The organism is Modestobacter muralis (assembly GCF_010682105.1).
Classification (GTDB): domain Bacteria; phylum Actinomycetota; class Actinomycetes; order Mycobacteriales; family Geodermatophilaceae; genus Modestobacter; species Modestobacter muralis.
This window is the reverse complement of record NZ_JAAGWH010000032.1, coordinates 1-23,937: the sequence shown is the minus strand read 5'-3', so window position 1 is coordinate 23,937 and position 23,937 is coordinate 1. Positions and strand designations below refer to the sequence as shown.

Genomic DNA, 23,937 nt, shown 5'->3' with positions numbered 1-23,937 from the left:
CGCAGATCTCACGTCCGGACGGCGTCCACCGCAGGAGCGGGACGCCGTCGGTGAGGTCGGCCGCACACCGCCGTCCGGAAGGCGGTGTCACCTGACGGCGTTACCGTGGACAGTCCGCGTGCAGGTCTGCGCGGAACCTGCGAACAGAGGATGCGCGCGCGTGCCCGACGGCCCCCTGATCGTCCAGTCCGACAAGACGCTGTTGCTCGAGGTCGACCACCCGCAGTCCAAGGAGTGCCGGGCGGCGATCGCCCCGTTCGCGGAGCTGGAGCGCTCCCCCGAGCACGTGCACACCTACCGGGTCACCCCGCTGGCCCTGTGGAACGCCCGCGCCGCCGGCCACGACGCCGAGCAGGTCGTCGACGCCCTGGTGCGCTTCAGCCGCTACCCGGTGCCGCACGCCCTGCTCGTCGACATCGCCGACACGATGGACCGCTACGGCCGGCTCACCCTGGCCAACAACCCGGTCCACGGGCTGACCCTCACCAGCAGTGACCGGGGGGTGCTGGAGGAGGTCGTCCGCAGCAAGCGGGTGGCTCCCATGCTCGGGGCCCGGATCGACGCCGACTCCGTGATCGTGCACGCCGCCGAGCGCGGCCGGCTCAAGCAGGCGCTGCTGAAGATCGGCTGGCCGGCCGAGGACCTCGCCGGCTACGTCGACGGCCAGGCCCACCCGATCGAGCTGGCCCAGGACGGCTGGCACCTGCGCGACTACCAGCAGGAGGCCGTCGACGGCTTCTGGGCCGGTGGCTCGGGCGTCGTCGTCCTGCCGTGTGGCGCGGGCAAGACGCTGGTCGGCGCCGCGGCGATGGCCGAGGCCAAGGCGACCACGCTGATCCTGGTCACCAACACCGTCTCCGGGCGGCAGTGGAAGCGCGAGCTCATCGCCCGAACCTCGCTGACCGAGGAGGAGATCGGCGAGTACTCCGGGGAGCGCAAGGAGATCCGCCCGGTCACCATCGCGACGTACCAGGTGATCACCACCCGCCGGAAGGGCGAGTACCGGCACCTGGACCTCTTCGACGCCCAGGACTGGGGCCTGATCGTCTACGACGAGGTCCACCTGCTGCCCGCGCCGATCTTCCGGCTCACCGCCGACCTGCAGTCCCGCCGCCGGCTGGGGCTGACCGCGACGCTGGTGCGCGAGGACGGCCGCGAGGACGACGTCTTCTCCCTGATCGGGCCCAAGCGCTATGACGCCCCGTGGCGCGACATCGAGGCGCAGGGCTACATCGCCCCGGCCGAGTGCGTCGAGGTGCGGGTCAGCCTGGACGACGAGGAGCGGATGACCTACGCGGTCGCCGAGCCCGAGGAGCGCTACCGGATCGCGGCGACCGCGCACTCCAAGATGCCGGTGATCCGCCGCATCCTGGAGCGGCACCCCGAGGACCAGAAGCTGGTCATCGGCGCCTACCTCGACCAGCTGGACGAGCTCGGCGCGGCGCTGGACGCCCCGGTCATCCAGGGGTCGACGACCAACAAGGAGCGGGAGCGGTTGTTCGCCGCGTTCCGCACCGGGGAGATCAAGACCCTCGTCGTCTCCAAGGTCGCCAACTTCTCCATCGACCTGCCCGAGGCCGCGGTCGCGGTGCAGGTGTCGGGCACCTTCGGGTCCCGGCAGGAGGAGGCCCAGCGCCTCGGCCGGGTGCTCCGCCCCAAGGCCGACGGCCGGACGGCGCACTTCTACACGGTGGTCAGCCGCGACACCCTGGACAGCGAGTACGCCGCCCACCGGCAGCGCTTCCTGGCCGAGCAGGGCTACGCGTACACGATCGTCGACGCCGGCGACCTGGCCGGCCCCGGCGAGGTCAACGGCCCCGACTGGGTCGACGAGGGCGCCTGAGCACGTGATGGAGTCCCAGCGCTCGCATCTCGCAGCGCTGGGACTCCGTGAGACCTCCTCCGCTCCACTCGGATGATGCAGATGCCGATGCCGACGGCGTGACGTTCCTCCTCCAGATGGCCGGCGCGTTGGCGATCGGCCTGCTGATCGCCTGGTTCCGCGCGCGGCGCGCCCGCCGGTCGCGCGTAGAGCTCACCGACGCGGGGACGACCTCGGTCCCGGCCCGGGTGTCCCGCGACAGCGGGCGGGCGCGGTCGGGGCGGGTCGTGCTGTCCGGCGGGCGAGCGGTGTGGACCGCCCGGCGCGGTGGCCACCAGGTCGACCTCGGCGGCGCCCAGTTGCTGTCCGCGGGCCCGGCCGTCGGGTGGAACGCCGAGCAGGACGCCGTCGACCTGCGGCTCTCGCTGGCCGGCGGCGGCACCGCCACGGTCCACGTCGACTCCGACCTGGCCCAGCTGCTCACCGACGTCCTCCCGGACACCGTCCCGTCGGGCGTGTCCCCCGCCCCGCTGCCGGCCCCCACCCCGCCAGGTCGGTCGTGGTGGGCGTGGGTGCTCATCGCCGCTGCCGCCCTGGGGATCGCCTACCCCGCCTGGTCCTTCACCACCGGCTACAGCGCCACGGCCACCGTCGTCGCCGGGGACCGCGACCTCGACGACGGGCTGTGCCCGGTGGTGTGGGAGGACCGGCAGCAGGTCCTGCACACCGGGGAGGCCGACTGCCTCGACGACGCGACCGGCGACGATGACGTGCCCGGCACCCCGCTGGACGTACGGGTCAGCGGCTGGCCCGACGGCGGTGACCCCTCGACACCGGGCCTGTACGTGTTCATCGCCCTGCTGCTCGGCGGTCCACCACTGACGGTCGGCGCATGGCGCTTGCTCTACCTGCGCAACCGCCGACGCCAGTGGCTGACGGCCACCACCCCGGCCGGGACCCTCGACCCCCCACCGACCGGACCGGTCACCCCGCTGCCGGAGCTGACCATGCGCGACGTGGTCACAGGCCACGGTGAGCAGCCGCGCGCCGTCCTGGACCGGTTGGCGCCCTACGCCACCCGGCAGGTCCCGACGAACGGCTGGTCGGACACCCGCCGACCGCACGGTGCGCGCACCGCCGTGCCCGCGATCCGGTTCCTGACCCCGCTCTGGATCCCACTGCTGCTCGGTGGGCTCGTCCTGGTCATCACCTGGCCACAGCCGTACCGCTGGTGGGTCCTGCAGACCCAGACGACCGCCTCGGTGGCCGGCATCAGCACCGGGGAGGTCGTCTTCGAGGGGGCGGGCCCGCTGCCCGGGGAGCTGACCGTCGAGTTCACCGGGACCGACGGCGCACTGCGGCGAGCCGACGTCGCCACGTCCAGTGAGCTGCCCGCCGGGCGCCCCGTGCGGGTCGTGTACGCCACTGACGACCCGGATCGGGCCAGGCTGAGCGGGGCCGACGACGACCTCGGCCGGGGTGCACTGCTCGGCTCCCTGCTCATGGCCACCTCGGTGCTCGTGGCCGGCTGGCGGGTCGCGTCGCTGGCCCGGTGGCGCGCGTGGGTCGGCCGGACGCGGACGGCCACAGCCCGGCCCGCACTCGGCCTGCTGACCGCTGACGCAGCAGGTGAACCCCTGGTGCTCCTCATGGACCCGGTGGTCTCGCCGCTCAGGTTCGTCGCAGTCCCGCTGGTCCAGCCGCTGCCGGCCGACGCCGCTGCTGCACTCCAGGGGGGCGGTCCGGTGTCGGCACACGGTCGGCTGGCCGCCGGCGAGCCGGTTGTGCTCGACGTGGGTGCGGCTTCGGCACTGCTCCCGACCGGCCCTGCGGCGAGCGTCGGGCCCGGTGAGCTGTTGCACCTGCTCGACGCGGCCCACGCGCTGGCACCCGAGGCGGAGGACGCCGAGGTCCCGGACCGGTGAGCCGGAGCTCCATCAACGCAGGGGCAGCGTCAACAGGACCTCGTCGCGGCGGTCGTCGGGGGTGACCGCGATCGCGCCGGGCCAGCGGCCGACGACCTGCCAGCCGAACTGCTCGTAGAACGGCTCCAGCCCGGCGCCGCCGCGGACCTCGATCCGCAGCCAGTCCAGCCCGAGGTCGTCGCGGGCGGCCCGGGCCACCTCGGTTTCCGCAGCGCTGGGACTCCATCAGCCGCCGGTGGTGACGAGCCGGTCCGGCTCGGCCATGACATGTCCCACACCGCGGGGGCGGATTGAGGAAACCGCAGGTCAGGGCGTCGCGGTGTAGTCCCCATACGCGCAGAGCCCGGAGGCGCGCCGGAGGCACCCGGTTGGGCGTGTTGCCCCCGGCCCGACCAGAATGACCCTCGACATGGCGACTGCGACACAGGCGGCGGCGAGAGCCCCGCAGACGAACAGCCGACCGCTCCGGGCCTGGCAGACCGCGGCCCTCGGCAAGTACGAGGAGTCCTCCCCGAAGGACTTCCTGGTCACCGCGACCCCGGGCGCCGGGAAGACCACCTTCGCCCTGACCCTGGCCGCCCGGCTGCTCGCCAAGCGCGAGGTCGCCCGGGTGGTCGTCGTCTGCCCGACCGACCACCTGCGCATGCAGTGGGCCGACGCCGCCCACGCGATGGGCATCGTGCTCGACCCGAACCTGACCAACGCGATCGGACCGGTCCGCGCCGGCACCCAGGGCTACGTCACCACCTACGCCCAGGTCGCCGGCAAGCCGATGCTGCACGCCGCCCGCGCGACCAGCGTCAAGACCCTGGTGATCCTGGACGAGGTCCACCACGCCGGTGACGGCCTGTCCTGGGGCGAGGCCATCGAGGAGGCGTTCACCCGCGCCGCCCGCCGGCTGTCGCTGACCGGCACCCCGTTCCGCACCAAGGCCGACGAGCGCATCCCGTTCGTGAAGTACGTGGAGGACGGCTTCGAGGGCCAGGGCGGCCTCATGTCGACCGCCGACTTCACCTACGGCTACAAGGAGGCGCTGGCCGACAACGTGGTCCGCCCCGTCGTCTTCGCCGCCTACACCGGCACCTCGCGCTGGCGGAACTCCGCCGGCGAGGTCGTCGCCGCGTCGCTGTCCGAGGCGGGCACCAAGTCGGTGGAGATGCAGGCCTGGCGCACCGCGCTGGACCCCAAGGGCCAGTGGGTCCCGCACGTCATCGCCGCGATGGACGACCGGATCACCCACCTGCGCGAGTCCGGCATGCCCGACGCCGCCGGGCTGGTGCTGGCCAGCGACCAGGACGACGCCCGCGAGTACGCCAAGATCGTCCGCCGGGTCACCGGCAAGGCGCCCGAGCTGATCCTCTCCGACGACCCCAAGGCGTCGAAGAAGATCGAGAAGTTCAACCTCGGCGGGGCCCGGATCGCAGTCTGCGTGCGGATGGTCTCCGAGGGCGTCGACGTCCCGCGCGCCGCCGTCCTGGCCTGGATGACCTCCTACCGGACGCCGCTGTTCTTCGCCCAGGCCGTCGGCCGCGTGGTGCGTGCCCGCGGGCCACACGAGTCGGCGACGGTCTTCCTCCCCGCGGTACGGCCGCTGCTGAGCCTGGCCGCGTCGATGGAGGAGCAGCGCAACCACGTCATGCCCCCGCCGAAGTCCCAGCCCGACGAGGAGCTGGAGGCGCTCGACCTGCCGCCGCGCGAGCCGCGGGAGGGCGAGATGCAGAAGTGGGAGGCGCTGGAGGCCGACGCCCGGTTCGCCCACGTCCTGCACAGCGGGACGGCGCACACCGGCGAGGGCCGCGGCGCCACCGTCGTCCTCGGCGAGGAGGAAGAGGAGTACCTGGGCATCCCGGGGCTGCTCACCCCCGCCCAGACCGCCGAGCTGCTCTCCAAGCGGGACGACGAGCTGCGGATCCGCGTCGCCGCCTCGCACGCCCGCGGCGACGACGACGGCTTCATGGTCGTCGAGGACCACCCCGAGGAGGCGGCGGTCGGCAACGGCTGGCGCGACGTCGCCGAGTTGCGCCGGGAGATCACCCGGCTGGTGAACCGGATCGCGGCCAAGACGTCGCAGCCGCAGGCCGTGGTGCACACCCAGCTGCGCCAGTCGGTGCCCGGCCCCCCGTCGGCCTCGGCGTCGGTCGACGTCCTCCGCGCCCGCCGGGAGCGCCTGCGCACGATGCTCTGAGCCATCCGACCCTGACTGGGCAGTTGCGGTCGCCCGGCGCGGCGTGCCCGGCCGTGTCGGCGACCACGACTGCCCACTGGGCCGGGTGCCGAGCGGAAGAAAAGCGGGCCGGTCGGTGTCTTCCCTGGCGACGCGCTCCCCTGAGGGGTGAGCCCTTCCCCGTGTGGGCAGACTGACGCCCACGAAGGCCGTGCAGCGCCGCACGGGCCGATGACCTCCGACCTCCCGCCCCCGCGGAGGTCGGCCGCGCCCGAGAGGATCAACGTGCCCGAGAACGGGACGACCACAGACCTGTCCCCCACCGTCTTCGTGCTCTACGGGGCCACCGGTGACCTGGCCCGCCGCATGGTGCTGCCGGCGTTCTACCAGCTCGCCCAGCACGGCCTGCTGCCCGCGGACTGGCGCCTGATCGGCAGCGGCCGCGGGGAGCGCAGCGACGAGGAGTTCGTCGAGCACGTCCAGGGTGCCCTGGAGGAGTTCGCCTCCGGCACCGACGACGGGCCGTGGGAGGAGTTCAGCCAGCGCCTGCGCTTCGCCGGCGGCGGGTTCACCGACGAGGACCCGGGCCAGCTGCTCGACGCCGTCGCCACCGCCCGCAAGGAGCTCGGCGACGAGGCGCAGCTGGTGCACTACCTCTCGCTTCCGCCCAAGGCGTTCACCGGGTACACGAAGGCCATCGGCGCCCACGGCCTCGGCGAGGGGGCCCGGATCGTCTACGAGAAGCCCTTCGGCGCCTCGCCCGAGGGCTTCCGCGAGCTCGACGACCTGGTGCACTCGGTCTTCTCCGAGGAGCAGGTCTTCCGCATCGACCACTTCCTGGGCAAGGAGGGCACGCAGGACCTCCACGCCCTCCGCTTCGCCAACGGGCTGTTCGAGCACATCTGGAGCCGCGAGCACATCGCCCAGGTGCAGATCGACGTCCCCGAGGACCTCGACGTGGCCGACCGTGCCGAGTTCTACGACGCCACCGGCGCCACCCTGGACATGCTGGTGACCCACCTGTTCCAGGTCGCCGCCGAGGTCGCCATGGAGCCCCCGGTCAGCTTCAAGGCCGACGACATCCTCGCCGCCCGCGAGTCGGTGCTGGCCAAGTTCCGCCCGCTGCAGCCCGAGGACGTCGTCCTGGGCCAGTTCGAGGGCTACCGCGAGCTGGACGGCGTGCCGGACGACAGCGACACCGACACCTTCGTCGCCGCCCGGTTGTGCATCGACTCCGGCCGCTGGCGGGGTGTGCCCTTCCTGCTGCGCACCGGCAAGAAGCTGGCCGCCAAGCAGCAGCGGGTCAGCCTGATCCTGCACCGCCCCAAGGGCCCGGTGGACGACGTCCCGGCCAACGGCAACGTCGTCTCCCTCTCGCTGGCCGGCGCGGGTTCGGTCGACATCGACGTGATGGCCAAGAAGCCGGGCCCCGACCTGGCCATGGCCCCCGCCCGGGTGTCGCTGGACCTGTCGAAGATCCCCGGCGGTGACCCGCTGCCGCCCTACGTCTCGCTGATCCACGACGTCCTGGTCGGCGACCGGTCGCTGTTCACCACCAGCGAGGGCCTGGCCCAGACCTGGCGGGCGCTGCAGCCGGTGCTCGACGCACGGCCCGAGGTGCACCCCTACGCCTCCGGTTCATGGGGCCCCGCGGCGGCCAACGAGCTGGCCGGCGAGCACGGCTGGCTGCTCGGCCAGACGGAGGAGTGACGCGACGCCGTCTGCCCTGAGCGCACGAACGGCCCCCGTCCTGGTGGACGGGGGCCGTTCGTGCGCTCGGGTCCGGACCGGACGCTGGTCGCCTCGCGGCGGTTTGCACATCCGCAGCTCCAGCCCCCGACCGAGGTCGAGGCGGTGTTCCGCGGCGGCAGTTATCTAGTGGAGCCCGGGGACACAGGTCGCCCGGCCCGGACGTCGTCCACTCTACCCGCGCCACCGGTCACGACACGTCGCACCGAGGTGTCAGACTCGGTGCCGTGGCCGGCGTCGACTTCCCGGAGTGGGCGGCCCTGGCCGGTGACTCCCCCACCTCGCGCACCGAGTGGGCCGCGGTCGTCGGCGCGTGGTCCGAGCCGCACCGCAGGTACCACGACCTTGCGCACCTGGCCGCCGTCCTGGGCCTCGTCGACTCCCTCGCCGGGCACGCCGCCGACCCCACCGCCGTGCGGCTGGCCGCCTGGTACCACGACGTCGCCTACGACCCGCAGCGCAGCGACAACGAGCAGGTCAGCGCCGACCGGGCGCGCATCGGCCTGCTCGGCCTGGTCGAGCCGGGCACGGTCGCCGAGGTCGAGCGGCTGGTGCTGCTCACCGCCGGGCACGACGCCGAGCCGGACGACGCCAACGGCGCGGTGCTCTGCGACGCCGACCTGGCCGTGCTGGCCAGTCCCCCGCAGGCCTACGTCGCGTACGCCACCGCGATCAGGGCGGAGTACGCGCACGTGTCCGACGCCGACTTCACCGCCGGGCGGTCCGCCGTGCTCGAGCAGCTGCTGGCCCTGCCCGCGCTCTTCCGGACGCCGGACGCCCAGGCGTGGGAGGCCCCGGCCCGCGCCAACCTGGCCGCCGAGCTCAGCCTGCTGCGCGCCCGGTCCGCCTGACCACCGGTCACCCAGCCGGGTGAGCGGGGGTGGCGCGGCGACCGGCCGGTGCCCCACGGTCGTCCGACGACCCGCCGCCGTCCCGGGGGCGCCCCTCCGGGGACCGGTCGTCTGACAGAGGAGTCCCCGTGCGGCTCGGAACCGGCATCTTCCTGCTCGCGATCGGCGCCATCCTGACCTTCGCGGTCAGCGCGGAGGTCAGCGGCATCGACCTCGACGTCGTCGGCTGGATCCTCATGGCCGTCGGCGCCCTCGGCATCCTCGTCGAGCTCGCCGTCTGGGCACCGCGCCGCCGGCGCGTCGTGCGCACCGACGGCTACGAGGGCGGCCCGGTCCGCCGGTCCACCACGGAGGAGTCCTTCTAGCCCCGCGGCTTCTTCCGGCGGAGGCCGGCGCCCATCAGCCGCTGGAGCAGCTCCCGGCTGCCCACCGGCTCGGCGCCGGCTCCCACCGCGACCGCGTACAGCTCCTCCGGTACGTCGTAGTGGTCGCCCTGGAACGCCCGGCGCGGCATGCCCAGGTGGGCGGCGACGAAGGCGTGCAGCTCGTCGTGGTCGACGTCGCTGACCAGGTGCGACCACTTCCGCCCCCGCCATGGCCAGACAGGGGTGTCGATGAGCAGTGCCACCGTGCCAGTCTCGTGCATGGACGTCGTCGAGGTACGCGCATCCCCCGTCCTCCCGGTGGCCGACCTGGAACGGTCGCTCGCCCACTACGCGGCTCTTGGCTTCCTCACGAGCCGTCATGACGACACCTACGGCTTCGCCGCCTGGTCCGGGCTCGAGCTGCACCTCACCGTCGCCCCGCGCGCCGGCACCGCGGAGGTGTTCCTGCACGTACCGGACACCGATGCGGTCGCCGCTCACCTGCAGTCCGTCGGCGTCGGCAGCACGACGATGCCGGTCGACATGGACTACGGCATCCGCGAGGGCAGCCACGTCGACCCGGACGGCAACCTGCTCCGCTTCGGTTCCCCGCTAACGTCTCAGGCGTGACCGAAGAGATCCGCTGGGGCGTCGTCGGGCCGGGCCGCATCGCGGAGAAGGTGGTGGCCGACTTCGCCGCCGTCGAGGGCGCCCTCGTGGTCGCCGTCGCCTCCCGCTCGGCCGACCGGGCCCGTGACTTCGCCGACCGGCACGGCATCGAGCGGGCGCACGGCTCCTACGCCGAGATCCTGGCCGACCCCGACGTCGACGTGCTGTACGTCGCGACCCCGCACCCGCAGCACCACGCGATCGACCTGGGCGCGATCGCCGCGGGCAAGGCCCTGCTGGTGGAGAAGGCGTTCACCGCGACCGTCGCCGGCGCCCGCGAGGTCGTCGATGCCGCCCGGGCCGCGGACGTGTTCGTCATGGAGGCGATGTGGACCCGCTTCCAGCCCGCCGTCGTCCGGCTGCGCGAGCTGATCGCCGACGGCGCGATCGGTGAGGTGCGCTCGGTGCAGGCCGACCTCGGCGTCCAGCGCGAGTTCGACGCCACCGACCGGCTGTTCGCGAAGGAGCTCGGCGGCGGCGCCCTGCTCGACCTGGGCGTCTACGTCGTCTCCTTCGCCCAGATGCTGCTCGGCGACCCGGACACCGTCACCGCCACCGGGTCGCTGTTCGACAACGGCGTGGAGGCCGAGGCCTCGCTGCTGCTCGGGTACGCCGACGGCCGCTCCGCGACGCTGATGACCTCGCTGCACAACGCGCTGCCCGGCCAGGCCCGGGTGTTCGGGACGGCGGGCTGGGTCGACGTCCTCCCCCGCTTTCACCACCCGGCCACGATCGTGCTGCACCGGGTCGGCGCGGAGCCCGAGGAGATCACCCTGCCGGCGCTGGCCTCGGGCTACTCCCACGAGCTGATCGAGGTCACCGAGTGCCTGCGGGCCGGGCGCACCGAGAGCGCGGTCATGCCACTGGCCGACACCCTCGCCGTGCAGGACGTCCTGGAGCAGGCCGCCGCTCAGCTGGGCGTGACGTTCGCCGAGGACCCCGCCGTCCTCTGACGGCTCTTCGGCGGCGGCTTCGGTGGCCAGGCCGCCCCGCTCGCCTCCTCCGTCGTCGGCACCCGGGTGTGCTCACGTCCGGCGGCGCGGAAGGCTCCGGCGAAGGTGACCGCGTCGACCGTCGCGGCGCCGCCGGGGTCGTTGTTGAAGTAGGCCAGGACGTCGTCGTCGCCGTAGATGTCGGACAGTCGCTGCGCCCACAGCTGGAGGGTCTCCGGCCGGTACCCCCAGCCCTCGGCGCCGGTGTGCAGCCGCAGGTAGCCCCACTCCGCCGTCCGCCACAGCGGGGCGACCGGCTGCTCCCCGCGGTCGGCCCAGCACAGGGCAGCCGAGTACCGCTCCAGCAGCGCGCGGACGTCGTCGGTCCACCAGCTCTCGTGCCGCGGCTCGACGGCCACCCGGGTGCCGGCCGGGAACTGCCCGAGGCACTCGCTGAGCAGGTCGACGTCGCGCTGGAGCGTGGGCGGCAGCTGGAGCAGGACGACGTCCAGCCGGTCCCCGAGGCCGGCCACGCGGTCCATCAGCCGGGCGACCGGCTCGGCCGGTTCCCGCAGCCGCTTCAGGTGGGTGAGGAAGCGGCTGCCCTTGACCGCCCAGCGGTAGTCGGCCGGGGTGCGCTCCCGCCACGTCTCGAAGGTGCTGCGCTCGGGGAGCCGGTAGAAGGCGTTGTTGCTCTCCACGGTGGCGAAGTGGGCGGCGTGGTGCTCCAACCACAGCCGCTGCGGCAGGGCCGGCGGGTAGAAGCGGCCCCGCCAGTCGCGGTACTGCCACCCCGACGTCCCGATGACCACCGTCATCCGGAGCGCCTACCCCGCGCGCCGGCGGCCAACTCCCTCCGTCGTCTCGAGCGGTTCTCGACTCACGACGACTGTCACCTGTCCCCGCCAGGGCGACATCGGTCCATGCAGGTCAGCGATCAGCCAGCGGGTGGGCGGCGATGAGACCGGCGCACTCACGGACCGCGAGTGCAGCAGCCGCTGCGTCGTGGACGGTGCGCTGGACGACGAGAACGGACTCCGTGTCCTCCGATGGCCCGCCCGCCTCAATCTCTGCCTTCACCAGAGCGCTCCACTGCCCTTCCCCCGCCCAGGTGTCGATCCACACCTCGACGGTCCACACGACGAGCCCGCCGTCGGCTCTCTGCGCAGACAGAAAGGCCGAGGCACCTGCACCGGAACCGTCGAACCCGAGGCTCGGTGGCATCCCGCTGAAGATCTCCGTCTGCAGCCGGAGGTCGGCGAACAGGGCAGGCTGCCGATGCAGTGTCCCGCGCAGCTGGGCCAGCGCGCCTCCGTCGGACATCACATCAGCGATGCTGCGCAGGACCCGGACAGCTCCCTCCAGATCGGACACAGCCGCACGCTACCGAGAACGGCCTCGTTGATCAGCACGGGTCGAGCGCGGTCATCCCGATGCGATGACCACCATCAACTCGAGGTGATCACCGAGCTCGGGCCTGCGGGGGTCGCCGCGTCCTCCCTGAGCCCCACGCCCCCACTCCCGGGGCGACGGGACGCCGTGGGCCGTCGGCAGGAGCGGCCCCGTTGACGTTGATCATGGAGTTCCGGCTCGAGGACACGCCGTCCATCGGGGTGTCGGCGAGCGGTTGTCCCCTGATCAACACGCGCGCTGCCCACCAACGCCGACAGGGGCGGCCCGCGTGGTGCGCGGACCGCCCCTGCCGGGCAGTGCTGGTGGTGCAGTGCTCAGCGGGCGCCGAGCGGTGGACTCAGAAGTCCATGCCGCCCATGCCGCCGCCCTCGCCGCCGCCCATGGGCGGACCGTTCTTCTCCGGCTTGTCGGCGATGACGGCCTCGGTGGTCAGGAAGAGCGCCGCGATGGAGGCGGCGTTCTGCAGGGCCGAGCGGGTGACCTTGGCCGGGTCGATGATGCCGGCCGCGATCAGGTCCACGTACTCACCGGTGGCGGCGTTGAGGCCCCAGCCGATCTCGGAGTTGCGGACCTTCTCCGCCACGACGCCACCCTCGAGGCCGGCGTTGATGGCGATCTGCTTCAGCGGGGCCTCGAGCGCGATGCGCACGATGTTGGCACCGGTCGCCTCGTCACCCTCGAGCTCGAGCTTGGCGAAGACCGAGTGGGCCTGCGCCAGGGCGACGCCACCACCGGCGACGATGCCCTCCTCGACGGCGGCCTTGGCGTTGCGCACCGCGTCCTCGATGCGGTGCTTGCGCTCCCGCAGCTCGACCTCGGTGGCGGCACCGGCCTTGATCACCGCGACGCCGCCGGCCAGCTTGGCCAGCCGCTCCTGCAGCTTCTCGCGGTCGTAGTCGGAGTCCGACTTCTCGATCTCCGCGCGGATCTGGTTGACGCGACCCTGGATCTGGTCGGCGTCACCAGCGCCCTCGATGATCGTGGTCTCGTCCTTGGTGGTGACGAACTTGCGCGCCCGACCCAGCAGGGACAGGTCGGCGGTGTCCAGCTTGAGGCCGACCTCCTCGCTGATGACCTGGCCACCGGTGAGGATGGCGATGTCGGCGAGCATGGCCTTGCGACGGTCACCGAAGCCGGGGGCCTTGACGGCGACCGACTTGAAGGTGCCGCGGATCTTGTTGACGACCAGGGTCGCGAGGGCCTCGCCCTCGACGTCCTCGGCGATGATCGCCAGCGGCTTGCCGGACTGCATGACCTTCTCCAGCAGCGGGAGGAGGTCCTTGACCGTGGAGATCTTCGAGTTGACGACCAGGATGTACGGGTCGTCGAGCACGGTCTCCATGCGGTCGGTGTCGGTCACGAAGTAGGCCGACAGGTGACCCTTGTCGAAGCGCATGCCCTCGGTGAGCTCGAGCTCGAGGCCGAAGGTGTTGCTCTCCTCGACGGTGATGACGCCTTCCTTGCCGACCTTGTCCATCGCCTCGGCGATGAGCTCGCCGATGGCCGGGTCCGCGGCGGAGATCGAGGCGGTGGCCGCGATCTGCTCCTTGGTCTCGACGTCCTTGGCGGTGGACAGCAGGTACTCGGAGACGGCGGCGACGGCCTTCTCGATGCCCTTCTTCAGGGCCATCGGGTTGGCGCCGGCGGCGACGTTGCGCAGCCCCTCGCGGACGAGGGCCTGGGCGAGCACGGTGGCGGTGGTGGTGCCGTCACCCGCGACGTCGTCGGTCTTCTTGGCGACCTCCTTGACGAGCTCGGCCCCGATCTTCTCGTACGGGTCCTCGAGCTCGATCTCCTTGGCGATGGAGACACCGTCGTTGGTGATCGTGGGGGCGCCCCACTTCTTCTCCAGCACGACGTTGCGGCCACGGGGGCCGAGCGTCACCTTGACGGCGTCGGCGAGCTGGTTCATGCCCCGCTCGAGGCCGCGGCGGGCCTCTTCGTTGAACGCGATCATCTTGGCCATGTGTGATGTCCTCCGAGCGTGGATCGCTGCGCGGCCGGCTCCGGTGCCCGCGACGGACGGCACCGACGCTGTGGACGCTCCTGCGGCCCACGCTCCGGTACCTCACCGTTCCGACCTGGTTGGCACTCGACAGGCGTGAGTGCCAGAAAGGAGTCTGGCACTCGACCCAGGCGAGTGCAAGAACGGGGGTGCTCTCGGACGCAGCGAGGCCCGGCCCCCGTGCGGGGACCGGGCATCATGGCCGAGCGGGGGTCAGGCGTTCTGGACGGCGTCCGCCTGGGGGCCCTTGGCACCCTGGATGACCTCGAAGCTGACCCGCTGGCCCTCTTCGAGGCTCTTGTACCCGTCCATCTGGATGGACGAGTAGTGGACGAAGACGTCCTGACCGCCGTCGACGGCGATGAAGCCGAAGCCCTTCTCGGCGTTGAACCACTTGACGGTGCCCTGTGCCACGTGTGCTCCCACGTTCGTGCGGACGGCCCCTTGGTGAGTCGCGGGGCCGGGTGTCGCTCTTCGCCCGTGATCACGAACGTGGAACGCTGACCGCGCGGAACGGTACAGCAGCAGGGTGTCCCAGGTCACCGCGCCGGAGCGCGGTTCCCCCGACCGGGCTACAGGCCGGTGACCTGTCTCCCGGCGTCCGTCCGGACGCCGGGAGGCAGGTGCGGCGTTCAGGCGATGAGGCCGGCCTCGCGCAGCGACTTCAGCGAGGGCTGCACGTGGTGCGTGGGGCCGACGACCGGCAGCAGCGGGTCGAGGGTCTTGAGGCCCTCACCGGTGTTGAGGACGACGACCTCCTGCGCGGGGTCGATGAGGCCCTTGTCCACGAGCTGGCGCAGCACCGCGACGGTGACCCCGCCGGCGGTCTCGGCGAAGACCCCGGTGGTGCGGGCGAGGTCGCGGATGCCCTGCACGATCTCGTCGTCACCGACCCGGCCGACCGAGCCGCCGGTGCGCCGGATGGCGTCCAGGGCGTAGGGGCCGTCGGCGGGGTTGCCGATGTTCAGCGACTTCGCGATGCCCGTGGGCTTGACCGGCTTGACGACGTCCCAGCCGTTGTCGAAGGCCGTGGCGATCGGGTCGCAGCCGGCCGACTGGGCACCGAAGATCTTCCAGCCGGTGTCCTCGACGATGCCGGCGGCCACCAGCTCACGCCAGGCCTTGTCGACCTTGGTGAGCAGCGAGCCCGACGCCATCGGGACGACCACCTGGGCCGGGATGCGCCAGCCCAGCTGCTCGGCGATCTCGTAGCCCATCGTCTTGGAACCCTCGGCGTAGTACGGCCGGACGTTCTGGTTGACGAAGGCGGTGTCCTCGAACTCGTCGGTCTCGGCGAGCTCGCTGGTGAGCCGGTTGACGTCGTCGTAGTTGCCGTCGACGGCGACCAGCGCCTGTCCGTAGACCGCGGACTGGGTGATCTTGCCCGGCTCCAGGTCGCTGGGCACGAAGACGAACGAGGGCAGCCCCATCCGGGCGGCGTGCGCGGCCACGGAGTTGGCCAGGTTGCCGGTGGAGGCGCAGGCGATCTTGGCGTAGCCGAAGTTCTTCGCCGCGGTCGCGGCCAGGCTGACCACCCGGTCCTTGAAGGAGTGGGTGGGGTTGGCCGAGTCGTCCTTGACCCACAGCCCACCGGTGAGGCCGAGCTCGGCGGCGAGCCGGTCGGCCTTGACCAGCGGCGTCATGCCCGGGTCGAGGGTGACCCGGTCGGCCGGGTCGTGGCCGACGGGCAGCAGCGCGACGTAGCGCCAGATGTTGTGCGGGCCGGCCTCGATCTGCTGGCGGGTCACCGCCCGCATCAGGTCCTTGTCGTAGTCGACCTCGAGCGGGCCGAAGCACTCGGCACAGGCGTGCTCGGCGATCAGGCCGAAGGTGGCACCGCAGTTGCGACAGACGAGCCCGCGGGCTGGGTTCGGCGGGACCGGCCCACCCTCGGTGACGTCTGCCTGGGCGGAGCCGGGAGCGGTCATGGTCATGCGACGACTACCTCCTCATCTTCCCCGCGCCGGGCCGTCGAGCCGCGCGAGACGGAATTGGCACCTTCCGTCGCGGGAGTGCGACGGCGGTTGCCGGGGCTTCAGCGGGCCGTGTCCCTCTGCCCCTCTTGATGAGTGGAACGACGCCGACTCTACCCGGGCCGCTCTCCCTGGCCGGGCACCGACAGGACGGTGACGGTGGTCCTGCACGATGGCGGGGTGGCCACCCGCATCGTCTACACCGACCTCGACGGCACGATGGTGGGCCCGCACGGGTCCTTCTGGACGACGGCCGGCGGCGAGCCGACGTCCGTCCCGGCCGATGCGCTGCTGGAGCTGCACCGGTCCGGCGTCCCGCTCGTCCTGGTCAGCGGCCGCACCGCCACCCAGCTGATGGAGACCGCCCGGGTCTTCGCCGCCGACGGCGCGATCGCCGAGCTCGGCTCGCTGGTCACCTGGGACGGCGGCCTGGCGAGCGAGCTGCTGACCGGCGACCTGCCCGAGCGCTACGCCGGCCGCGAGCCGGTCCACGTGCTGGACGAGCTGGGCGTGGTGGAGCAGCTCGTGGCCGCCCACCCGGGCCGGCTGGAGTGGCACGCGCCCTGGCACGCCACCCACTCCGCCGACGCCATGCTGCGCGGCAACGTCGACACCGTCGCCGTCGACGCCTGGCTGGTCGAGCGCGGCTGGGGCTGGCTCACCATGAACGACAACGGCCAGGTGCCGGTCACCCCGGACATGACGCTGGCCGCCGAGGGCCTGCCGCCGCACGTCTACCACCTGATGCCGCGCGGGATCAGCAAGGGCGAGGCGATCCGCTGGGACCTCGCCCGCCGCGGACTGACCCCGGCCGACGCCGTCGCGGTGGGCGACAGCGTCAGCGACCTGGAGATGGCCGCCGCCGTAGACCGGCTGTTCATCACCGCCAACGGGGCCGCGGTGCCCGGGATGGCCGAGCGGATCGCCGCCCTGGACAACGTCTCGGTGACCGAGGCCCCCATGGGCGAGGGCTGGGCCCAGGCCGTCCGCGCCAGCCTCTGACCCCGCAGCGTGGATCAGGTCCCCTGATCAAAGACTGTCCCCCTGTACCAACGCTGGTACAGGGGGTCAGACGGTGATCAGGGGACCTGATCACCGTCTGACCCTCAGGAGGTGACGTCCTTGCGGGCGAAGTGGCGGAAGGCCAGCGCGGTGAACAGCGCCGACCACGCCAGCCCCTGGACGACGCCGCGGAACAGGTCCCCGGAGTCGACGGGGGTCTGCAGCAGGTCGGTCCAGGCGAAGCCGAACGCGGTGGGGAACCAGTCGCGGATGCCGCCCAGCTGCTCCACCGCCTCGAGCACGGCGAACACCACGGTGGTGAACACCGCGCCACCCACCGCGGCCAGCGGGGCGTCGGTCAGCGTGGAGATCCAGAACGCCAGCGTGCCGACGATCAGCAGGTGGACGACGAGGTACCCGACCATCCCGGCCAGCCGCACCAGCCCGGTGCCCTGGTCCAGCGCGACGCCGACCGGGGTCTGCACGGCGTCGAAGCCGTAGGCGATCCCACCGGCGACCAGGGCCACGAGGACCAGCGTCAGCATCGCGCCCACCGACATGACCAGCGCGGCCAGCCACTTCTGCCGGAGCAGTCGGGCGCGGGGCACCGGGGTGGCCAGCGCGTAGCGCAGCGACCCCCAGGACGCCTCGCTGGCCACGGTGTCGCCGAAGAACAGCGCGAACACCACGACCAGGAAGAACCCGCTGGTGGCGAAGAGGGTGAACAGGGTGAGGTTCAGCCCGCTGGCCGTGGCGACGTCGACCAGGTTGACCCGGGCGTTCTCCTCGGCCTCCTCGGCCCCGCCCAGGGCCAGCGCGCCGATCAGGATCAGCGGCAGCGCCGCCATCAGCGCGAACACCCCGAGGGTGCGGCGGCGCTTGAACTGACGCCGCAACTCGACGCCCAGCCGCAGGGTGCGCTCGGGCCGGAAGCCCGCCGCCGCCCCCGACGCCTGCGGCGCCACCGGGAGGGCGGACGTGGCCACTCCTGCCCTCTCGGGGGCCGTCGTGGTCAGCTCTGCCCGAGACGAACCGTTGTTCATGACTCCCCCACCAGTGACAGGAACGCGTCCTCGAGCCGGCGGCGCGGGGTGAGCTGGTCGACGGCGATGCCCGCCTCGACCAGCGCGGTCAGGGCGGCGGCGCGGCCGGTCGGGCCGAGGTCGACGACCAGGCCCTCCGACGTCCGCTCGACGGTCCCGGCGCCGGGCAGCCCGCCCAGCAGCGCGACCGCCCGGTCGGTGTCGGCCGGGTCGGCCAGCCCGACGAGCACCGAGCCGCCGGCGCCGATGATCTCCTCGACGGTGCCCTGGACGATCTTCTGCCCCTTGGCCATGACGACCACGTGGCTGCAGGTCTGCTCGATCTCGCTCAGCAGGTGACTGGAGACGATGACCGTGCGCCCGGTGCGGGCGTAGTCCTGCAGCACCTCGCGCATGGCGTGGATCTGCGGCGGGTCCAACCCGTTGGTCGGCTCGTCGAGCACCAGCAGGTCGGGCAGGCCGAGCATCGCCTGGGCGATGGCCACCCGCTGCCGCATGCCCTGGCTGTAGCTGCGCACCCGCTTGTCCAGCGCGGTGCCCAGCCCGGCGATCTCGATGGCCTCCTCCATGTGGGCGTCGGCCAGCGGGCGGCCGGTGGCGGCCCAGTAGAGGGTCAGGTTGTCCCGGCCGGACAGGTGCGGCTGCAGCCCGGTGCCCTCGACGAAGGAGCCCAGCCGGGACAGCACGGGGGCGCCCGGGCCGGCGGCGTGGCCGAAGATCGAGATCCGCCCCTCGGTGGGCCGGATGAGGCCCATCAGCATCCGCAGTGAGGTGGTCTTCCCCGCGCCGTTGGGCCCGAGCAGCCCGAGCACCTGGCCGCGGCGGACCTCGAAGGACAGGTCGCGCACGGCGACGAACCCGTCCTTGTAGGCCTTGGTGACGTTCTCGAAGCGAAGCGGCACGTCCTCGCCGTCCGGCTCGACCACCGACACCCGCCGGGCCCGGCGGCGTCCGATCAGGACGGCGGCCAGCCAGCCCAGCAGGCCCAGGAGGACCAGGACGCCGAGCAGCACCCACCAGCGGGTGGCGCCGGCGGTGGCCTGGACCTGGCCGGGCACCTCCGGCACCGACAGCGTCGTCCTGTCGGCCAGCGCGACGGAGGCGACCGCCGGCTGCACGGGCAGCGAGAACGCCTGGTCGGTGCTGGAGACCAGGACGCGCATCGAGTGGCCGACCTCGAACCGGTGGACGATCGCCGGCAGGGTGACCGCCACCTCGGTGGGCGCCGCCGGGTCCGCCGACAGGCCGGTGAGCGCCAGCGGCGCGACCAGCCCGCCGGGCAGCGTCGTCGAGCCGTCGGGGCCGACGTCGTAGAGCTTGGCGAACATCGTCGCGGTGCCGCCGGGCGCGGAGACCGCCAGGCGCACGGTGGACGCGCCGACCACGTCGACGGCGGTGGTCAGCGGCGCGCTGTCGAAGGCGGCGAACTGGCCGGGGATCTCCAGCGTCGTGCCACCCAGGGCGGAGCTGACCGAGCCCAGGCCCGGCACGATCGTGAGCGCCGCGGGGCTGCCGCCGGCCGGGTTCACGACCGGCTGGGTGCCACCGGTGACCGCGACGTCCCGGCGCTGCACCGGGTCGCCGCCGTCCAGGCCGGGGTAGGTCGGGGCGGAGACGGTCTGCGAGCCGCCCTGGACCTGGCCGAGGCCCGAGCCCAGGCCGGTGGGCGCGGGGTAGCTGAACCCGCCGCCGGTGCCGGTGCCGGAGTCGCGCAGGTACCGGTCGAACCAGCCGGCGACCTCGTCGCGCAGGTCGGCGGTGACCCCGGCCGAGGCCGGGCTGTCGTGGCCGCCGGCGTACCAGACCACCCGCACGTCGGTGCCGTTCGCGGCGATCCCGCGGGCGTTGGCGTCGGCCTGGCCGAGCCCGAACAGCGAGTCCTGCGTGCCCTGGACCAGCAGGGTCGGGGCGGTGATCCGGTCGAGCACCCCGGCCGGGCTGCTGCGGTCCAGGACGGCGGCGATCTCGGGGGTGAGGGTGCCGGTGGCCGCGGCCGACTGGTACGCGGCGCACACGTCGGACCGGAACCGGCCGCAGGTGAGCAGCTGCGGGTCGATGCCGGACAGGTCGGGGGCGGCGGCTGCGCTCCCGCCGCCGCCGAGCGCGCCGAGCAGGCCGTCGCCGGTGGGCACCGAACCGACCCCGAAGAACAGCCCGGCCCACAGCCGCTTGAACACCCCGACGTCGTCGGTGCCCGGGGTGGCCGCGGGGGTGCCGGCACCGGCGACCTCGGCGGCCTGGTCGGGGAAGAACGCGGTGGTGAGGGAGTTCCAGGTGATCTGCGGGGCGATCGCGTCGACGCGGTCGTCGTAGGCGGCGGCCAGCAGCGACAGCGCCCCGCCGTAGGAGCCACCGGCCACCCCGACCCGCGGGTCGCCCGGGGCGTCGCGGACGACGTCGTCGCGCGCGGCGAGCAGGTCGAGCAGCGTGCTGACGTCGGCGACCTCGTAGCGCGGGTCGTCGAGTCCGATCTGCCCGGTGCTCGCACCGAACCCACGGGCCGACCACGCCAGGACGACGTAGCCGCGGCCGGCGAGGTCACGGGCGTCGGCGTCGACGGAGGTCTTGCTGCCGCCGAACCCGTGGGCCAGCAGCACCGCCGGGGCCGGTGACCCGGCGGTGGCGGAGGCGGGCCGGTAGAGCGTGGTGTCCAGCTCGACGGCGTCGGCCCCCGAGCCGGAGGGGACCCGGGCGTCCTCGGTGCTCACCTCCTCCGCGGCGCGCGCGGCGGGCGCGGTGCCGACGAGGACGGCGGTCAGGACGGGGAGCAGGAACAGGAGGGCGAGCAGGGCGGACGGCACCGGCCGGGCGCCGGGGCGCGAGCCGATCCGCGCCGGCCCGGGAGCGGTGCGCACGCTCCCGGCAACGCACGACACCCCGCCGGCGTTCCGGCCGGCGGGCGGACGGCTCAGGGCCGCCAGTTCCCGGTGGCGACGACGACGATGCCCGGGTCGGCCACCCCGGGGACGTCGAAGAACCGCTCGACCGGCCCGGTGACGTCGGCCCCGAACTGCTCCACCAGCTGCAGCGCGGCCTGCTCCTGCTCGGCGTTGCCCGCGGTGTAGAAGACGGTCGTGGCGGCGATGTCGTCGCCGGGGTAGGCATCGGTGCCGAGCACCTCCCAGCCGCCGGCGGTGAACGCGTCGCCGATCCGGCCGGCCAGGCCGGTGACGTTCGTGCTGTTGAGGACCGTGATCGGGGCCTTGACCGGCGCGGGCGGCGGCGGGATCTCGGAGGTCACCGGAGCCAACGACGGCAGGGCCGGCGGCGGCAGCGCGGCGGACGACGCGGGCGCGGAGGGCACCGGCCCCTGCGCGGCGACCTCCGACGCCTGCGGCGAGGTGAACGACCAGACGCCGAGCACGACCAGGGCGATGACAACAACCCCGAGCACGCCCTGCACGGCCCGGCGCGGGGCGCGCGGGGCGTCGTCCTCGCGACCGGGGCCGCGGCTGCCGGCTGGGGCGGCGGGCGGGGCGGTACGCCGGCCGGCGGTCTTGCGTGCGGCGGCCTCGGCGGCCTGCCGCTCCAGCCGGGCGGCCGCGCGGCCACCGACGGGTACGTCGACCGCGCGGCGGGAGGCGACCATGGTCTCGTCGACCGTCGCGACGAGTGCGGTCTCGTCGGTGGCGGGCCCGTCGTCCGGACGGTCCATCATCGGCCGGCCGGTCGGGAGGCGGTCGACGGCGGGGCCGGCGGTGGCGGGGCGGCCGGCGGCAGGGCGGTCGAACGCCGGGCGGTCGGCGGCAGGGCGGCCGGGCAGCGGACGGGACGGCAGGGCGGGGTCGGCCGAGGCCGGGCGGGCGCCCGCAGCGCGCGGCGGGGTCCGCGGAGCGCGCGGCGGGGCCGACTGCGAGGCCATCTGCGGAGCCACTGCTGCCTCGGCAGCCAGGGCACCCCAGGCCGACTCGGCGGGGGCGCCGCCGGAGACGCGCTGGGTGACGTCGGGGGTCGCGGGCGCCGGTGCAGGGGCCGCGGCGGGCCAGCCGCTCATGCCGGAGGGGCGCGGGGGCACCGCGGTCGACCCGGAGCGGTCGCCCTCGGGCCGGCGGGCGGCCGGTCCCGGAGCCGGGACCACCCGGGGCGGGGCGGGGCGGGCGGAGGCGCGCGGGGGCACGGTGGAGGCCGCGGAGGTCATCGGCCCGGAGACCGGCAGGGACTGGCGGGGCTCCGGCATGCGCCCGGCCTCGCGCCCGGACAGCGGGTCACGGCCGGCGGGCGTCGCGCCGCGACCGGCGGGCATGGCATCGCGTCCGAAGGACATCGCCTCACGACCAGCCGGCATCGCGTCGCGACCGGCGGACATCACGTCACGGCCGGCAGGCATCGCGTCACGGCCGGCGGGCATGCCGTCGCGGTCGGTGTACGACGGTCCGCGGCCTGCGGACGGGGCGTCGCGGCCGGCGGACAACGGCTCGGCGTCGGAGCGACGGCGGCCGCCCCCGGGAGGCGGGCCCATGAACCGGTCGGCCGGACGGCGCAGCAGCGGGTCCTCGCTCTGCGGGAGCAGGCCGTCGCGGCGGCGCTCGGCACGGGAGCCGCCCGGCAGGTCCTCGTCAGGGGTGCGGGACATCGCGGCACCACGGACGTCGGCACCCCGCAGGTGCGGGTTCAGCAGGGCGTCCGGGGCGGTCTGCGGGCGGTCGTCGGGGCGCCGACGGTCCGGCCCTCCAGGCTCGCCCGACACACTGCCGTCACCGACCGGATCGAGATGCCTCCCCACGGTGAGAGAGGCTAGTCCCGTCCGCGGTCGCTGCCCAGGACCCGATCGGAGCGCTGACGCTGTCGGGCGGCCCGCATCCGGCGCAGCCGGCGGACCAGCAGCGGGTCGGCGACGACGGCCTCCGGACGGTCGATCAGGGCGTTGAGCACCTGGTAGTAGCGGGTTGCGGACATCCCGAAGCTCTCCCGGATGGCCGTGTCCTTGGCCCCGGCGAAGCGCCACCACTGCCGCTCGAAGGCCAGTACGGCCCGGTCACGAGCCGACAGACCACCCGGCGTGTCGTCCCCTGCTGCCCCATCCGTCACAGCGGCACCAGCCGCCGGTGCCGTCGCGGGGTCGGGCGCGGCCGGCGACGGGACGCCCGGCGCGGGTTCGCTGCTCATGGGGGTGCCTCCGGTCGGTGGGGGTGCCGGGGCGTGCGCGACGAGGCGGCGCCGTGGGGAAGCCGGCACCGTCGACGGTAGTCGCCGTGCCGCCGGTCCGGGCTCACCGGAGCACGCGCGTCAGACCGTGGCCGGGACCGCCTGCGCTGCCGTACGCCGGGTGCTGCGGGCCTGACGCAGCGTGTCGGCGGTGAACACCGCCAGGGCCAGCCAGACGATGGCGAAACCGGCCAGCCGGGCCGGGGGCATCGGCTCGTCGAAGACGAACACCCCGACGGCCAGCTGGATGAGCGGGTTGACGTACTGCAGCAGCCCGACCGTCGACAGCGGGATGCGGCGGGCCGCGGCGGCGAACAGCAGCAGCGGGACCGCCGTGGCGACCCCGGCGAAGGCCATCAGCAGCGCGTTGCCGGTGCCCTCGTGGGCGAAGGCGGCGGAGCCCTGGGCCTGCAGCACGGCGATCACCACGAGGGCCGGCAGGAACGCCACCGCCGTCTCCACGAACAGCCCCGGCACGGCCTCCACCCGGACCAGCTTCTTCATCAGGCCGTAGAGCCCGAAGGAGCCGGCCAGCGCCAGCGCGATCCACGGCGGGTGGCCGTAGTCGACGGTCAGCACCACCACGGCCACCGCGGCCAGGCCGACCGCCACCCACTGCAGGCGCCGCAACCGCTCGCCGAACACCACGACCCCGAGCAGCACGCTGAACAGCGGCTGGATGAAGTAGCCCAGCGAGCTCTCCACCACGTGCCCGGCGTTCACCGCGAAGACGTAGACGGTCCAGTTGACGACGATCAGCACCGACGCGGCGGCGAGCACCAGACCGGTGCGCCGGTCGGCGACGGCGGCGCGCACCTGCGACCAGCCTCGCCGCACGGTCAGCAGCAGGCCGACGAAGAGCAGCGACCACACGATCCG

At 73.6% G+C, this 23,937-nt stretch carries 21 protein-coding genes and 1 riboswitch; of the genes, 9 read left to right on the top strand and 12 right to left on the bottom strand.

Annotation, left to right across the window (positions count from 1 at the left end; translation table 11 throughout):
• Positions 1 to 160: 160 nt before the first annotated feature.
• Both GCU67_RS11285 and GCU67_RS11280 read left to right on the top strand, forming a co-directional pair.
• The gene (locus GCU67_RS11285) at positions 161 to 1,843 is read left to right on the top strand and encodes a DNA repair helicase XPB (RefSeq protein WP_163611319.1); all 1,683 of its coding nucleotides are present in this window, start codon (positions 161 to 163) and stop codon (positions 1,841 to 1,843) included.
• A 98-nt stretch (positions 1,844 to 1,941) separates the two neighbouring features.
• Positions 1,942 to 3,747 (top strand): hypothetical protein, encoded by a 1,806-nt coding sequence (locus tag GCU67_RS11280; RefSeq protein WP_163611318.1) that lies wholly within the window; start codon positions 1,942 to 1,944, stop codon positions 3,745 to 3,747.
• A 12-nt stretch (positions 3,748 to 3,759) separates the two neighbouring features.
• On the opposite strand, the gene GCU67_RS11275 is transcribed toward GCU67_RS11280, so the two are convergent.
• A complete protein-coding gene (locus tag GCU67_RS11275; protein WP_163611317.1) occupies positions 3,760 to 3,945 on the bottom strand; it encodes a hypothetical protein in 186 nt (61 codons plus the stop codon).
• Between the two features lie 211 nt (positions 3,946 to 4,156).
• Here GCU67_RS11275 and GCU67_RS11270 point away from each other — a divergent pair, with 211 nt between their 5' ends.
• The 4 genes from GCU67_RS11270 to GCU67_RS11255 all read left to right on the top strand — a co-directional run bounded on the left by GCU67_RS11270 (position 4,157) and on the right by GCU67_RS11255 (position 8,876).
• A complete protein-coding gene (locus tag GCU67_RS11270; RefSeq protein WP_163611316.1) occupies positions 4,157 to 5,932 on the top strand; it encodes a DEAD/DEAH box helicase in 1,776 nt (591 codons plus the stop codon).
• Positions 5,933 to 6,142: 210 nt separating this feature from the next.
• Positions 6,143 to 7,621 carry a glucose-6-phosphate dehydrogenase gene (locus tag GCU67_RS11265; RefSeq protein ID WP_163611315.1) on the top strand — a complete coding sequence of 493 codons (1,479 nt, stop codon included), beginning with the start codon at positions 6,143 to 6,145 and terminating at the stop codon, positions 7,619 to 7,621.
• A 266-nt stretch (positions 7,622 to 7,887) separates the two neighbouring features.
• Positions 7,888 to 8,511: a metal-dependent phosphohydrolase gene (locus GCU67_RS11260; RefSeq protein ID WP_163611314.1), complete on the top strand. Its 624-nt coding sequence runs from the start codon at positions 7,888 to 7,890 to the stop codon at positions 8,509 to 8,511.
• A gap of 128 nt (positions 8,512 to 8,639) precedes the next feature.
• Positions 8,640 to 8,876 (top strand): DUF6458 family protein, encoded by a 237-nt coding sequence (locus tag GCU67_RS11255; protein ID WP_163611313.1) that lies wholly within the window; start codon positions 8,640 to 8,642, stop codon positions 8,874 to 8,876.
• On the opposite strand, the gene GCU67_RS11250 is transcribed toward GCU67_RS11255, so the two are convergent.
• Complete coding sequence (locus GCU67_RS11250) at positions 8,873 to 9,139, bottom strand: DUF4031 domain-containing protein (protein WP_163611312.1); 267 nt, start codon at positions 9,137 to 9,139, stop codon at positions 8,873 to 8,875. The genes GCU67_RS11255 and GCU67_RS11250 overlap by 4 nt on opposite strands.
• 16 nt (positions 9,140 to 9,155) lie before the next feature.
• On the opposite strand from GCU67_RS11250, the gene GCU67_RS11245 reads away from it, so the two are divergent.
• Both GCU67_RS11245 and GCU67_RS22820 read left to right on the top strand, forming a co-directional pair.
• Positions 9,156 to 9,506: a VOC family protein gene (locus GCU67_RS11245; RefSeq protein ID WP_163611311.1), complete on the top strand. Its 351-nt coding sequence runs from the start codon at positions 9,156 to 9,158 to the stop codon at positions 9,504 to 9,506.
• The gene (locus tag GCU67_RS22820; protein WP_163611310.1) at positions 9,503 to 10,498 is read left to right on the top strand and encodes a Gfo/Idh/MocA family protein; all 996 of its coding nucleotides are present in this window, start codon (positions 9,503 to 9,505) and stop codon (positions 10,496 to 10,498) included. The genes GCU67_RS11245 and GCU67_RS22820 overlap by 4 nt, the downstream gene beginning before the upstream one ends.
• Here GCU67_RS22820 and GCU67_RS11235 read toward each other — a convergent pair.
• The 5 genes from GCU67_RS11235 to thrC all read right to left on the bottom strand — a co-directional run bounded on the left by GCU67_RS11235 (position 10,456) and on the right by thrC (position 15,829).
• Positions 10,456 to 11,295 carry a DUF72 domain-containing protein gene (locus tag GCU67_RS11235; protein WP_163611309.1) on the bottom strand — a complete coding sequence of 280 codons (840 nt, stop codon included), beginning with the start codon at positions 11,293 to 11,295 and terminating at the stop codon, positions 10,456 to 10,458. The two genes, GCU67_RS22820 and GCU67_RS11235, sit on opposite strands and share 43 nt — an antisense overlap.
• A gap of 112 nt (positions 11,296 to 11,407) precedes the next feature.
• Positions 11,408 to 11,851, bottom strand: coding sequence for a hypothetical protein (locus tag GCU67_RS11230; protein ID WP_163611308.1), 444 nt, complete (start codon positions 11,849 to 11,851; stop codon positions 11,408 to 11,410).
• Between the two features lie 376 nt (positions 11,852 to 12,227).
• Positions 12,228 to 13,856, bottom strand: a complete 1,629-nt coding sequence (groL, locus tag GCU67_RS11225; RefSeq protein WP_163611307.1) for a chaperonin GroEL — start codon at positions 13,854 to 13,856, stop codon at positions 12,228 to 12,230.
• A 252-nt stretch (positions 13,857 to 14,108) separates the two neighbouring features.
• A complete protein-coding gene (locus GCU67_RS11220) occupies positions 14,109 to 14,309 on the bottom strand; it encodes a cold-shock protein (protein ID WP_163611306.1) in 201 nt (66 codons plus the stop codon).
• Between the two features lie 218 nt (positions 14,310 to 14,527).
• Positions 14,528 to 15,829: a threonine synthase gene (gene thrC, locus GCU67_RS11215; protein ID WP_211661199.1), complete on the bottom strand. Its 1,302-nt coding sequence runs from the start codon at positions 15,827 to 15,829 to the stop codon at positions 14,528 to 14,530.
• 12 nt (positions 15,830 to 15,841) lie between these two features.
• Positions 15,842 to 15,967, bottom strand: a riboswitch (SAM riboswitch).
• Positions 15,968 to 16,048: 81 nt separating this feature from the next.
• On the opposite strand from thrC, the gene GCU67_RS11210 reads away from it, so the two are divergent.
• Positions 16,049 to 16,870, top strand: coding sequence for an HAD hydrolase family protein (locus tag GCU67_RS11210; RefSeq protein ID WP_163611305.1), 822 nt, complete (start codon positions 16,049 to 16,051; stop codon positions 16,868 to 16,870).
• A gap of 104 nt (positions 16,871 to 16,974) precedes the next feature.
• On the opposite strand, the gene GCU67_RS11205 is transcribed toward GCU67_RS11210, so the two are convergent.
• The 5 genes from GCU67_RS11205 to rarD all read right to left on the bottom strand — a co-directional run.
• Positions 16,975 to 17,856 carry an ABC transporter permease gene (locus GCU67_RS11205; protein ID WP_338104937.1) on the bottom strand — a complete coding sequence of 294 codons (882 nt, stop codon included), beginning with the start codon at positions 17,854 to 17,856 and terminating at the stop codon, positions 16,975 to 16,977.
• 53 nt (positions 17,857 to 17,909) lie between these two features.
• On the bottom strand, positions 17,910 to 20,768 hold the full coding sequence (locus GCU67_RS11200) for an alpha/beta fold hydrolase (RefSeq protein WP_163611303.1): 2,859 nt from the start codon (positions 20,766 to 20,768) through the stop codon (positions 17,910 to 17,912).
• Positions 20,769 to 20,821: 53 nt separating this feature from the next.
• Positions 20,822 to 22,486, bottom strand: a complete 1,665-nt coding sequence (locus GCU67_RS11195; protein ID WP_163611302.1) for a LytR C-terminal domain-containing protein — start codon at positions 22,484 to 22,486, stop codon at positions 20,822 to 20,824.
• A 161-nt stretch (positions 22,487 to 22,647) separates the two neighbouring features.
• Positions 22,648 to 23,019: a DUF3263 domain-containing protein gene (locus tag GCU67_RS11190; RefSeq protein WP_163611301.1), complete on the bottom strand. Its 372-nt coding sequence runs from the start codon at positions 23,017 to 23,019 to the stop codon at positions 22,648 to 22,650.
• Between the two features lie 120 nt (positions 23,020 to 23,139).
• Positions 23,140 to 23,937 (bottom strand): EamA family transporter RarD (gene rarD / locus GCU67_RS11185; protein ID WP_163611300.1); only part of this gene is annotated, 798 nt, incomplete at its 5' end.